10 protein-coding genes are annotated in these 12157 nt (G+C 62.4%); 3 read left to right on the plus strand and 7 right to left on the minus strand.

The window, feature by feature from the left end:
* Positions 1 to 30 precede the first annotated feature (30 nt).
* The 6 genes from JFT58_RS16875 to JFT58_RS16900 all read right to left on the minus strand — a co-directional run bounded on the left by JFT58_RS16875 (position 31) and on the right by JFT58_RS16900 (position 8316).
* Positions 31 to 1914: an acetyl-CoA carboxylase biotin carboxylase subunit gene (locus JFT58_RS16875; protein WP_054896353.1), complete on the minus strand. Its 1884-nt coding sequence runs from the start codon at positions 1912 to 1914 to the stop codon at positions 31 to 33.
* A 111-nt stretch (positions 1915 to 2025) separates the two neighbouring features.
* Positions 2026 to 2787: an enoyl-CoA hydratase/isomerase family protein gene (locus JFT58_RS16880; protein WP_054896352.1), complete on the minus strand. Its 762-nt coding sequence runs from the start codon at positions 2785 to 2787 to the stop codon at positions 2026 to 2028.
* Positions 2784 to 3941, minus strand: a complete 1158-nt coding sequence (gene atuD, locus JFT58_RS16885) for a citronellyl-CoA dehydrogenase (protein WP_054896351.1) — start codon at positions 3939 to 3941, stop codon at positions 2784 to 2786. Before atuD ends, JFT58_RS16880 begins: the two co-directional genes overlap by 4 nt.
* 93 nt (positions 3942 to 4034) lie before the next feature.
* Complete coding sequence (atuC, locus tag JFT58_RS16890; protein ID WP_054896350.1) at positions 4035 to 5648, minus strand: geranyl-CoA carboxylase subunit beta; 1614 nt, start codon at positions 5646 to 5648, stop codon at positions 4035 to 4037.
* A 4-nt stretch (positions 5649 to 5652) separates the two neighbouring features.
* Positions 5653 to 6525, minus strand: a complete 873-nt coding sequence (locus JFT58_RS16895; RefSeq protein WP_054896349.1) for an SDR family oxidoreductase — start codon at positions 6523 to 6525, stop codon at positions 5653 to 5655.
* Between the two features lie 12 nt (positions 6526 to 6537).
* Positions 6538 to 8316, minus strand: coding sequence for an acyclic terpene utilization AtuA family protein (locus JFT58_RS16900; protein ID WP_054896348.1), 1779 nt, complete (start codon positions 8314 to 8316; stop codon positions 6538 to 6540).
* Positions 8317 to 8469: 153 nt separating this feature from the next.
* Between JFT58_RS16900 and JFT58_RS16905 the strand changes: the two genes are divergently transcribed.
* Both JFT58_RS16905 and JFT58_RS16910 read left to right on the plus strand, forming a co-directional pair.
* Complete coding sequence (locus JFT58_RS16905; protein ID WP_034126813.1) at positions 8470 to 9093, plus strand: TetR/AcrR family transcriptional regulator; 624 nt, start codon at positions 8470 to 8472, stop codon at positions 9091 to 9093.
* A gap of 92 nt (positions 9094 to 9185) precedes the next feature.
* Positions 9186 to 9974, plus strand: coding sequence for a substrate-binding periplasmic protein (locus tag JFT58_RS16910; protein WP_103299839.1), 789 nt, complete (start codon positions 9186 to 9188; stop codon positions 9972 to 9974).
* A gap of 568 nt (positions 9975 to 10542) precedes the next feature.
* Here the strand turns inward: JFT58_RS16910 and JFT58_RS16915 are convergent.
* Positions 10543 to 11094, minus strand: a complete 552-nt coding sequence (locus JFT58_RS16915) for an RNA polymerase factor sigma-70 (protein WP_032904207.1) — start codon at positions 11092 to 11094, stop codon at positions 10543 to 10545.
* A gap of 301 nt (positions 11095 to 11395) precedes the next feature.
* Here JFT58_RS16915 and JFT58_RS16920 point away from each other — a divergent pair, with 301 nt between their 5' ends.
* Positions 11396 to 12148, plus strand: a complete 753-nt coding sequence (locus JFT58_RS16920) for a thioesterase II family protein (protein ID WP_054896346.1) — start codon at positions 11396 to 11398, stop codon at positions 12146 to 12148.
* Positions 12149 to 12157 lie beyond the last annotated feature (9 nt).

Raw genomic sequence — 12157 nt, forward strand, 5'->3', positions numbered from 1 at the left:
AGCCCGGCCCTGTAGTTCCGCCTAGGGTCGTTATTCGATCTCCAGCAAAACCTGACGGTTGCGCACCTGATCGCCCGTCATGACGCGCATCTCCTTGACGGTGCCATCGATGCCGGCCTTCAACGGGTGCTCCATTTTCATCGCTTCGAGCACCAGCAACAGTTGGCCTTTGCTGACGGTCTCACCGACGCACACCCGTATATCGACGATGGCGCCGTCCATGGGCGCCTGGACCGTGCCGCTGCTGGCGTCGGCCTGGCGGCTGGCGACTTGCTGGGTGCGGTCGGTGACGGTCAGCCCTGGCAGCCATAGCCGGTTGCCGTCCAGGTGATAGGCGATGCGGCGGCGGATACCGTTGATGACCAGGCTGGCGTGACGGCCGTCGGTGGTGAGTTGCAGGTCGTCAACGCTGACGCTGTGGAGTTGGCCGTTGACCTCCAGGCGGTACGTTACGGGGACACTCGCCGTGTTGCGCCAGCGCGCGAGTGTTTGGGTGTGCTGGTTGGCGCTGTGTTGATAAAACAGCGCGGCGGCCAGCTTGAGCTGTTCAGCGGTCGCCGTCTGCTGTGGGATGACGCTGAAGTGTTCGGCGATCAAGCCCGTGCTGAAGTCGCCATTGATAAAGTCCGGGTGCTTGAGCAGGTCGATGAGCAAACGCTGGTTGGTCGCCACGCCCAGCAATACGCTGTCTTCCACGGCCCGCAGCAGTTTTCGCCGGGCTTCTTCGCGGCTGGCGCCGTGGGCGATGATCTTGCCCAGCATCGGGTCGTAGAACGGGCTGACGGTTTGGCCTTCAAGCAATCCATGGTCGATGCGTACGCCGGGGGCTGGTTCCCAACGCAACACGTCACCGGTTTGCGGCAGGAAGCCCTGGGCCGGGTCTTCGGCGTACAGGCGCACTTCCATGGCGTGGCCGGTCAGGGTCACCTGCGATTGGGTGAGTGGCAGCGGTTGGCCGGCAGCGATCTGCAACTGCCAGTCCACCAGGTCGAGGCCGGTAATCATCTCGGTGACGGGGTGTTCGACTTGCAGGCGCGTGTTCATTTCCAGGAAATAAAACTGGCCGTTGCGGTCGAGCAGAAACTCCACGGTGCCGGCACCTACATAGTTCACCGCCCGCCCGGCCTTGAGCGCGGCTTCGCCCATGGCCTGGCGCAGATTGGGCGTCATCACGGGGCAGGGCGCTTCTTCAATGACTTTCTGATGGCGGCGCTGGATCGAACAGTCGCGTTCGCCGAGGTAAATGAGGTTGCCATGGCTGTCGCCGAACAGTTGCACTTCCACGTGGCGCGGGTCGATCAGCGCCTGTTCGAGGATCAGCTCGTCGCTGCCGAACGCATTCATGGCTTCCGAGCGTGCGGTGCGCAGTTGCTCCAGCAGCTGTTCGCGCTGGTGCACCAGGCGCATGCCACGCCCACCGCCGCCGGCGCTGGCCTTGATCATCAGTGGGAAGCCGATGCGTTCGGCTTCCCGTTGCAGGGTGGCATCGTCCTGGGCACTGCCTTGATAACCGGCGATGCAAGGTACGCCGGCGTCGAGCATGGCGAGTTTGGACAGGCGTTTGCTGCCCATCAGTTCGATCGCCTCGGCGCTGGGGCCGATGAAGGTGAGCGTGGCCTGCTGGCAGGCGCGGGCAAAGTCGGGGTTTTCCGAGAGGAAGCCGTAGCCGGGGTGAATGGCGTCGGCGCCGGTCAGTTGGGCGGCGGCGAGGATGGCCTCTGTGTTCAGGTAGGACTGTTGTACGGGCGCCGGGCCGATGTGTACGGCTTCGTCGGCCATCTGCACGTGCAGGGCATCGGTATCCGCGTCGCTGTACACGGCCACGGTGCGGTAGCCGAGGGCCTGGGCAGTGCGCTGGATGCGGCAGGCGATTTCACCGCGGTTGGCGATCAGGATCTTGGTGAATGCGGGCATTGGGTTATCCCTTGGCTGATGGGGTGTTTGTTCTGGCCTCTTCGCGAGCAAGCCCGCTCCCACAGGTTGGAATGCATTTCAAATGTGGGAGCGGGCTTGCTCGCGAAGGCGTCATTTGCACCAACTCGGCTTTCGCTTCTGCACAAACGCCTGCGTCCCCTCAACCCCTTCTTCACTCCTCACCGCCTCGGCAAACCACTGCGCCCCGCGATCCAGCACGGCCTCAAGGGGCTCATCCACACTGGCCAGCAACAGCGCTTTAGTCCGTGCGTTCGCCCCCGGCGCACACTGCAACACCTGCCCCAATACCTCATCCACCCGCTGCGCCAATGCCTGGGCGTCGTGCTCGACAAAATGCACCACTCCCAGCCGCCCAGCCTCAACCCCATCAAACCGCGCCGCCGTCAGCGCCAGGCGCCGCGTGTGAGTAAGGCCAATACGCTTGACCACAAACGGCGCAATCTGTGCCGGCAACAACCCCAGGCGGGTCTCGGGCAAGCCGAACTGCGCCTGGCCCTCTGCAATCGCAATATCACTCACGCACGCCAGCCCGAACCCACCGCCCAGCACCGCGCCTTGCAGCACCGCGATCACCACGGGTGCCAGTGCCTGCACCTCTTGCAGCAAGGTGCCAAATGCGCGGTTCAACGCTTGCAGTTGATCTCCCGCGCTGACCAGATCCTTCACATCGGCCCCCGCGCAAAAATGCCCGCCTGCGCCGCTGATCACCACGGCGCGCACCTGGCTGTCCAACTGCGCCAGTACCGCACGCAGCTCATTGACCATTTCAAGGCTCATTGCATTGCGGCATTCGGGCCGGTTGAGGGTGATATGCAGCACGCCGTTGTGGGCTTCTAGCAGCAAGGTGTTCATGGTTTTTTACCGGGCAGGGTGCCCATCAGTTTGCAGATGATGCCCAGCATGATTTCGTCGGCACCGCCGCCAATCGACACCAGGCGCACGTCGCGATAGGCGCGGGCCACCGGGTTGTCCCACATGAAGCCCATGCCGCCCCAATATTGCAGGCAGCTGTCGCTGACCTCACGGCCCAGGCGCCCGGCCTTGAGTTTGGCCATGGAGGCCAGCCGCGTGACGTCCTGGCCCTTGATGTACTGCTCGGTGGCCTGGTAGACCAAGGCGCGCAGGCATTCGATTTCGGTGGCCAGTTCCGCCAGGCGGAAGTGGATCACCTGGTTGTCGATCAACGCCTTGCCGAAGGTTTGGCGCTCCTTGCAGTATTCGATGGTGCTGTCGATGCAGTACTCCAGGCCCTTGATCATATTGGCCGCGCCAAACAGGCGTTCCTCCTGGAACTGCAACATCTGCATCATGAAGCCCGCGCCTTCGTGGCCGATGCGGTTGCGTTGCGGTACGCGCACGCCGTCGAAAAACACCTGGGCGGTCTCGGAGCTGTGCATGCCGAGTTTTTCCAACGGCGGGCTGACGCTGATGCCGGGGCTGTTCATCGGCACCATGATCAGGGATTTGTTGATGTGCGGCTTGTCGTCCGAGGTGTTGGCCAGCAGGCAGATGAAGTCAGCGCTGGGCGAATTGGTGATCCACATCTTGCTGCCATTGATCACGTAGTCGTCGCCGTCCTTGCGCGCATGGGTCTTGAGCCCGGCCACGTCGGAGCCGGCGCCGGTTTCCGAGACGCCGATGCAGCCCACTTGTTCGCCGCTGATGGCCGGGCGCAGGAACTCTTCGCGCAGTTCATCGGAGCCGAAGCGCGCCAGGGCCGGAGTGCACATATCGGTCTGCACACCAATGGACATGGGGATGCCGCCGCAGCGGATGGTGCCGAACTCTTCGGCGGCGACAATGGAGTAGCTGTAGTCCAGGCCCATGCCGCCGAATTTTTCCGGTTTGGAGATGCCCAGCAGGCCGAGGTCGCCGGCCTTGCGGAAGATTTCGTGAATGGGGAAGCGCCCGGCTTTTTCCCATTCATCCACGTACGGGTTGATCTCGCGGTCGACGAAGGCGCGCACGGTGCGGCGCAGTTCCTGGTGTTCCTGGGTGAAGATCATTTTTATTGTTCTCCCTGTTGGGACGCGGAGCGTCCTGGTTTGCATTCCCACGCGGAGCGTGGGAACGATCACCCACGTGGAGCGTGGGAACGATCAGCGCGCCACGCCAAAGCTGTTCGGTTGCAGTTGCCGCAGTTCGGCTTCGTGACAGATATCCAGCACAAACCCGAGCAAGGTGCGGGTATCCCGTGGATCAATCAGCCCGTCGTCCCACAGGTTGGCGCTGCCGTAGAGGGCGGTGGACTGGCTGTCGAGCTTCTGCGCGGTGACCTGTTCGAGCATGTCGAGCACTTTGGGGTCGGGCACCAGGCCGTCCTTGAGTTGCTTGGCCTCGGTGACAATGCGCAGCACCTTGCCCGCTTGTGCGCCGCCCATCACCGCGGTGCGGCTGTTGGGCCAGGCGAAGATAAAGCGGGGGTCCAGGCCGCGACCGCACATGGCGTAGTTGCCGGCACCGTAGGAACCACCGACCACGATGGTGAGTTTAGGCACACGGGCATTGGCCACCGCCTGGATCATCTTCGCGCCGTGCTTGATCACCCCTTGCTGTTCCGACTCGGTGCCCACCATGAAGCCGGTGGTGTTATGCAAGAACAGCAGCGGCGTGCGGCTCTGGTCGCACAGCTGGATAAACTGCGCGGCCTTGCTCGCGCCCTTTGGGGTGATGGGGCCGTTATTGCCGATCACTCCCACGGCGCGCCCCTGGATATGCAGATGGGCGCAGACGGTGTGGGGGTCGAACTCGCCTTTGAATTCCAGCAGGTTGGAACCGTCGGCCAGGCGCGCCAGGATTTCGCGCACGTCATAGGGCTTTTTCGGGTCATCGGGGATCAGCCCCAACAGCTCTTCAATCGGGTACAGCGGTTCGCGATAGGCGCGGGGTGGCGCGTGCGGCAAGCGGTCATTCCAGGGCAGCAGGCCCACAATTTCACGCACGATGCGCACGCCGTCGGCATCGTCTTGGGCCAGGTACTCAGCGGTGCCTGCGGTTTGCGCGTGCATCTGCGCACCCCCCAGTTCTTCATCGGTGGCGACTTCGCCGGTGGCGGCCTTGAGCAATGGTGGCCCGGCGAGGAACAGCTTGGCCTTGCCGCGCACCACCACCACGTAATCCGACAGGCCCGGCTGATACGCACCGCCGGCCGTGGCCGAGCCATGCACCACGGTGATCTGCGGCAAGCCCATGGCGGACATGCGTGCCTGGTTGGCAAAGCTGCGCGCGCCTTCGACGAAAATCTCGGCTGCGTAGTTGAGGTTGGCGCCGCCGCTTTCGGCGAGGGTCACCACTGGCAGTTTGTTCTCCATGGCGATCTGTTGCAGGCGCAGGGATTTTTTCAGCCCGGAGGGGGAAATGGTGCCGCCTTTGATCGCGCTGTTGTTGGCCACCACCAGCATGCGCACGCCGCTGACATAGCCGATACCAGCGATCAGCCCGCCACCGGCGGCGCTACCGTCCTTGTCGTCGTGGAGTTTGTAGCCGGCCAGACTGGCCAGCTCCAAGAACGGCGCGCCGGGGTCCAGCAGCAGGTTGAGGCGCTCACGGGGCAGCAATTGGCCGCGCTTGTCGAACTTGGGCTTGGCTTCCTGGGCCTTGGCCAGCAGGGTGTGTTCCAGTTGGCGTAGCTGGGCAATGGACGCCAGCATGGCTTCGCGGTTTTGCGCGAACGCTGGGCTGTTAGGCTCGATCATGGTTTCAATGACTGGCATGGCGTTATTGCTCCGCCTTGAGCACATCCGGCAGGTAGGCGCGGTGGAACCCGTTGAATGGCTCGCTCGGCGCCTGCGCCTTGTGCAGCGGCCATGCGCGGCTGCCCAGGCTGGCGGCGCCGTCGATGCGCAGGGTGCTACCGCTGATAAAGGCCGCAGCCGGGCTGAGCAGGAAGACGATGGCCGCGCTGACTTCCGACTCGGTGCCGATGCGCTTGAGCGGTACATGCTCACGCAGGGTGGGAATCACCGCCTTGAACGCGCCTTCGTAGGTGTCCATGCCGCTGGAGGCAATCCAGCCAGGCGCCACGGCGTTGACGCGCACCCCGGCATGGCCCCACTCAAACGCGGCGGTCTTGGTGACGTTGTCCATGCCGGAGCGCGCCGCGCCGGAGTGGCCCATGCCGGGCATGCCGCCCCACATGTCGGCGAGCATGTTGACGATCGCGCCCCCGTGCTTGCTCATCGACTGGTTGAACACTTCCCGCGCCATCAGGAAACCGCCCACCAGGTTGGTGCGCAGTACGGTTTCAAAGCCCTTCTGATTGATCGCCGCCAGTGGCGACGGGTATTGGCCGCCCGCGTTATTCACCAGGCCATGGATGGGGCCGTGGTCGTGCAGGATCTGCGTGACCAGCGCTTTCACCGCCTCTTCCTCACGAATGTCACAGGCATGCCAATGGGCGACGCCGCCATCTTCAGCAATTTCCGCCGCGACCTTCTGCAGTTTTTCTGGCTTGCGCCCCACCAGGATCACGCAGGCACCAAGGGCCGCCAGCTCATGGGCGGTGCAGCGGCCAATGCCACTGCCGCCTCCGGTGACAATCACGGTTTGCCCCTTGAACAGGTCGGCTTTGAAGATCGAGTCGAAGGCCACGGCAACGGTCCTTTAGGTGAGTTGATCGGCAATGTGTTGCGGTACGGCGATGGGGATTTCCAGCAGTTGCTGGGCGAAGGCCTTGCCCTGGGGATCGATGCGCAGGCTGGCGATACCGCCGCCGCCCAGGGCGTTTTCCAGCAGGAAGTTGAGGCTGTGGCTGCCGGGCAAGTACCAGCGTTCGACGCGGCCATGGATCGGGTCGAGCACGTGGTCCATCCAGTCGACGATCACCTCCGGGGTCAGGGCTTCGGCGATCCACGGCAGGTAGTCGGGGTGGCGGGCGATCACGCCAATATTGCTGTGGTTGCCCTTGTCACCAGAGCGCGCCACGGCGAGTTTCACCAGCGGCACACTGGCATCGGCACGGCCCTCCGGCTTGGCCGGCTCGATGGGCACAGCCGGCGTGAGCAGAGGCGCGGAGGCGGGCAGCTCGACGGCATGACGTTGGCCTTGGTACTCGATGGCGACGCTACACCGTGATTTGTCGACCAGGAACGAAAACAGCCGAATCAGCGGATACACCGTCGGCCGCCCGCCAACAATGCCGGTCAGCCCCGGTGCCATGCCGGTGGCCGCCTGGGCGATCTCGCGAGCGAACAGCACCAGCGCCTGCTTGTTCGGATGCCGCACCGCCAGCTTCATCACCACTTCACGGCAATCCGCACGCCGGGCGTGGGCGCCGTAGGTGGCTTCGCTGCCAAGCAGTTCGATGTTGACGTCGGTGTAGGGCGCCCAGCCGCGCTGGCTGAACAGCTCCGAAGTCTTGTTGATGAGCGCCTGGCTGACCCGCTCGGCCTTGGCCACCGCGTCGATGCCGGCGAGCAGGCAACTGGCGGTGCAGCGAAAGCCATCGGGGTAAGTGGCGCTGACCTTGTACTGGTCGGTGGGTGGCAGGCCCTTGGCGCCGTGCAGGCGCACCGCGTGTTTGCCTTGTTGCTGCAGTTTGACCTGGCTGAAATCGCAGATCACGTCCGGCAGCACATAGGCGCGCGGGTCACCGATTTCATACAGCAGTTGTTCGGCCACGCTGAGTTCGCTGATCAGCCCGCCGCTGCCTTCGACCTTGTTGACGGTGAACTGGCCGTCGGCGCTGACTTCGACGATAGGGAAGCCGATGTGTTCGTAGTCGGGCACGTCACGCCAGTCGGTGAAGTTACCGCCGGTGCATTGGGCGCCGCATTCGATGATATGCCCGGCCAGGGCGGCCTGGGCCAGGTGATCGTAGTCCTGCCATGACCAATTGAATTCATGCACCAGTGCCGCGCTGACCACTGCGCTGTCGACCACCCGGCCGGTGATGACAATATCGGCGCCGAGCCCCAATGCCTGGGCAATGCCCGGTGCGCCGAGGTAGGCGTTGGCGGACACGCACAGGGGCGGCAGCGGGGCGCCGTTGTACAGGTCGGTGACAGTCGGCAGCTGTTTGAGTTGAGGGTGCAGGTCATCGCCGAGCAACACGGCGATTTTCAGGGGGATGTGGGCGTTATCGCAGGCCGCTTGCAGGGCGGCGGCGCAGGCCTGGGGGTTGATACCGCCGGCATTGCTGATCACTCGGATGCCCTGGCGCTGGATATCCGCCAGCAGGGGCGTAAGCACCTCGACAAAATCCGTGGCGTAACCGGCCTTGGGGTCTTTCAGGCGGGCACCGGCGAGGATCGACATGGTGACTTCCGCCAGGTAATCGAACACCAGGTAATCCAAGGCACCGCCCTGCACCAATTGGGCGGCGGCGGTGCAGGTGTCGCCCCAGAAGGCGCTGGCGCAGCCGATACGTACCGTCTTGCTCATGAGAAATCCTTCCTCCAAGGGCTGGTGCCGAGACTACCAAGCAAGCGCTTGGTTTGTAAACTCCAGTCACAAGTTTTACCCAAGCGCTTGCTTGGGTGGCAGTCACGGCCTAAATTGCCGGCCAAGACGACAGTAGACGTGAAGGAGAGCAGCATGGATGAGCACAAAGCCCTGGGGGTGATGCGCACCATGGTCGATGGTGGCCAATTGACGGACCCCGAGAGCGCCCGCGGCAAGTTGCTGCAAACCGCAGCTCATCTGTTTCGCAACAAGGGTTTCGAGCGCACCACCGTGCGAGATCTGGCCAGCGCCGTGGGCATCCAGTCCGGCAGCATCTTTCATCACTTCAAGAGCAAGGATGAGATATTGCGTGCGGTGATGGAGGAAACCATCCATTACAACACCGCGATGATGCGCGCTTCACTGGAAGAGGCGAGCACGGTGCGCGAACGCGTGCTGGCGCTGATCCGCTGCGAGTTGCAGTCGATCATGGGTGGCAGTGGCGAGGCCATGGCGGTGCTGGTCTACGAATGGCGCTCGCTGTCGGCCGAAGGCCAGGCGCACGTGCTGGCCCTGCGTGACGTGTATGAGCAGATCTGGTTGCAGGTACTGGGCGAGGCCAAGGCCGCTGGCTACATCCGGGGCGATGTGTTTATCACCCGGCGCTTCCTCACTGGCGCCTTGTCCTGGACCACCACCTGGTTTCGCGCCCAAGGCAGCCTGACCCTTGAAGAGTTGGCCGAAGAGGCTTTGTTGATGGTGCTGAAGTCGGACTGAGGCGCAAGTTATTAATTTGCTGGCGAAAGTTGTCTCCCCCAGCAAAAACGCCTAGCTTATCGGCATTGAACTCTTCAACGGTGCGTGCCTCGATGTTTTCGCCATGGCGGCTGGCTGCAGGACTTACTTTATGGGCACTGGGCACCGCCGCGTGGACGCCGGCCGGTGCCGCGCAGTTGGTGAGAATCGGCGCGGCGCATTTTCCGCCCTACACCGTACGCCCTGAACAAGGCGCCGACACCGGGTTGCTGCCGCAATTGGTCGAGGCGTTGAACGCTGCGCAAACGGATTACCAGTTCGTGGTGGTGCCTACCTCGATCCCCCGGCGTTTTCGTGACTTCGAGCAAGGCCGGGTCGACATGGCCATCTTCGAAAACCCGTCCTGGGGTTGGCAGAATATTGCCCATACCAGTGTTGATATGGGGCTGGAAGATGCGGAAATATTCGTTGCCCAGCGTCAACCCGGGCGCGACCAGAGCTACTTCGCCGACCTCTCCGGTAAGCGCCTGGCGGTATTCAGCGGGTATCACTATGCCTTTGCCGACTTCAATCCCGATCCCAAGAACATGGCCGAGCGTTTCAACGCGACGTTGACCTATTCCCATGACAGTAATTTGCTGATGGTTGCTCGTGGGCGTGCGGATATTGCACTGGTTACCCGTTCGTACCTGAGTGATTTCATGGTGCGCAACGCAGACATGGCGGGGCAGTTTTTGGTGTCGGAGCGTATTGACCAGGTGTATCACCACTATGCGTTGTTGCGGCCCAAGGCACCGATCACTGGTCCGGCGTTTGCCGAACTGCTCAAGCGTCTGCGCGACAGTGGCCAGATGCTGAAGATTTTTGAGCCGTATCGTATTGATGTGACGCCGGTGCCCTGAGGTCTTAGTAAGTAAAATCCTTCGGGCTCGGGGGGTCAACTGTGGGAGCTGGCTTGACTGCGATGACGGCCTGAAAGCCGACACCTATCTACCTGACACCCCACAGTCAAAATGTGGAACCAGGCTTGCCTGCGGTGGCGGCCTGACAGTCAACACAGTTGGACCGTGTACATATCCATTCCTGCGGTAACGGCTACTTAGGGTTCCGCTTTTACAGCGGCTCACTTTTGAAAAGCGCAAAAGTAAGCAAAACGCTCTTGCCCCACCACTCGGCACCTCGCCTAGGCTCGGTGTGCCCGTAATCCGCCAGTGATTTGGGGGGCCGCCGCCACGCGCCATCCATGGCGCGGGGCGGCTAAACCGGCATCCCTGCCGGTTTACCCCCCAAATCCCTGTCGAATTCCGGCCAGCGTGGTTTAACGGGGCGCCTAAGATCAAAAGCCAGATCAAGATCACAAGCAGATCAAGATCACAAGCAGATCAAGATCACAAGCAGATCAAGATCAAGAGCGGCTCGCTTCGCATCGTAGTTTCCGTGGAGCCCTTACCCACATATGTCGGCGCTGCATTAAACCCGCCGCGCAAACGTATCGCTATGACTGCCCGACACCTTGCGGCAATGCACCAGCGCATCGCGAATCATGAAGTTCACCAAGGTCGGAGACACCCCAAGCTCCTTGGCGATGTCTTTTTGCGGCACGCCATGCAAGCGGTACATCTCGAACGCGTAGCGGGTGCGCTGGGGCAGTTGCGTCAGGGCGTCGGCGATGTTTTCCAGGGTGTTGAAATTGATGTGCGAGGTTTCCGGTGAAGCGCCGTGAATAACCACATTCAAGCCTTCCTCCTCGGTCCCGGAGTATTTGAGCTCCAGGGCCTGCTTGCGGTAATGATCGATCGCCAGGTTGCGCACGATCTGAAACAGATAACTCAGTTGGGCCTTGAACGATGAGGTGATGGTCGGCGCCGACTGCAGCCGGAAGTAGGCGTCCTGCACCACGTCTTCGGCGCGGGAGCGGCACCCGGTGATACGGGCCGCGATCTTCACCAAAATCAGTCGATTGTCGACGAACGCCTGGAGAAGGGGTGAATCGCACCTGCCTGTGGATACTTGTTCCGTCATGGAAATCACCTTGCTGCGAATAGGTTAGGGGAGGGCATCCCTGCTGAGGCCTCCTACATATCGGGCAACAAATTATGCTTAATGATAATGATTGTCAAATGAGAAGACGAACTAATCTTATGCCTTGGGCAAAGGTGTGAACCACGTCTCACTCGCCCCCGGCGACTAATTATTTGAAGGCTCCGTCCGTTCTCATGGGTGACAGGTTCGTTAGTACAACGGCCAAGGATCAGCACCCGCAGGAGGACCAGATGGGTTTTTATCGTGCATTCAGCGTGTTTCAGTTCGGAGTCCTCGCGGGATGAGTACGTCCCTGCGGCTGCGCCTGTTTTGCCTGCCCCACTCAGGCGCCAGCGCCTCGGTCTACGCTCGCTGGCGCCGGGTCCTGCCGGACTGGCTGCAAGTGTGCCCGCTGGAATTGCCGGGACGCGGCATGCGCATGGACGAGCCATTGCAGCGCGATATCAAGGCCTTGGCCGCGCAGCTTGCTGAAGAAATCAGCCGTGATCTCGATGGCCCCTATGCCTTGTTCGGCCACAGCCTTGGCGGGCTGTTGGCGTTTGAATTGGCTCACGCTCTGAACGCGCGCAATCTGCCCGCGCCCCTGGCGTTGTTCGCGTCCGGCACGGCGGGCCCGGCGCGTCGTGATGTGAGCGAGTACGCCGTCGAAAAGACCGATGCCCAACTGATTGCCCGACTGCGCGAATTGCAGGGCACCGCCGAAGAGGCGCTGGCCAACCCCGAGCTGATGCAACTGATGTTGCCGATCCTGCGCGCTGATTTCCTGCTGTGCGGCAGTTTCACCTATGGCGAGCGCCAGCCCCTGGCGCTGCCGATCCATGTGTTCGGTGGCAAGCAAGACAGCGTGCGTGCCGACCAGTTGCTCGACTGGCAACTCGACGCCGCCAGTGGGTTTTCCCTGGACATGTTTGACGGCCATCACTTCTTCCTCGTGCAGCACGAAAGCGCCGTGCTGCGCTGCGTGCGTCGCTATGCCGACGAGCACTTGGCGCGCTGGCGCATTGGTGCGACGCGGCAGCTCGTCGCCGGCTGAACCCCACCG

The organism is Pseudomonas sp. MF6767, from assembly GCF_016405475.1.
In the GTDB taxonomy this organism is placed as follows: Bacteria; Pseudomonadota; Gammaproteobacteria; order Pseudomonadales; family Pseudomonadaceae; genus Aquipseudomonas; species Aquipseudomonas paracarnis.

What these genes read in the sequence shown, in the direction of transcription:
- JFT58_RS16920 (WP_054896346.1), top strand. Translation starts at nt 11,396, where the DNA reads ATGAGTACGTCCCTGCGGCTGCGCCTGTTTTGCCTGCCCCACTCAGGC.
- JFT58_RS16905 (WP_034126813.1), top strand. Translation starts at nt 8,470, where the DNA reads ATGGATGAGCACAAAGCCCTGGGGGTGATGCGCACCATGGTCGATGGT.
- atuD (WP_054896351.1), bottom strand. Translation starts at nt 3,941, where the DNA reads ATGATCTTCACCCAGGAACACCAGGAACTGCGCCGCACCGTGCGCGCC.
- JFT58_RS16875 (WP_054896353.1), bottom strand. Translation starts at nt 1,914, where the DNA reads ATGCCCGCATTCACCAAGATCCTGATCGCCAACCGCGGTGAAATCGCC.
- JFT58_RS16880 (WP_054896352.1), bottom strand. Translation starts at nt 2,787, where the DNA reads ATGAACACCTTGCTGCTAGAAGCCCACAACGGCGTGCTGCATATCACC.
- JFT58_RS16900 (WP_054896348.1), bottom strand. Translation starts at nt 8,316, where the DNA reads ATGAGCAAGACGGTACGTATCGGCTGCGCCAGCGCCTTCTGGGGCGAC.
- JFT58_RS16910 (WP_103299839.1), top strand. Translation starts at nt 9,186, where the DNA reads ATGTTTTCGCCATGGCGGCTGGCTGCAGGACTTACTTTATGGGCACTG.
- JFT58_RS16915 (WP_032904207.1), bottom strand. Translation starts at nt 11,094, where the DNA reads ATGACGGAACAAGTATCCACAGGCAGGTGCGATTCACCCCTTCTCCAG.
- atuC (WP_054896350.1), bottom strand. Translation starts at nt 5,648, where the DNA reads ATGCCAGTCATTGAAACCATGATCGAGCCTAACAGCCCAGCGTTCGCG.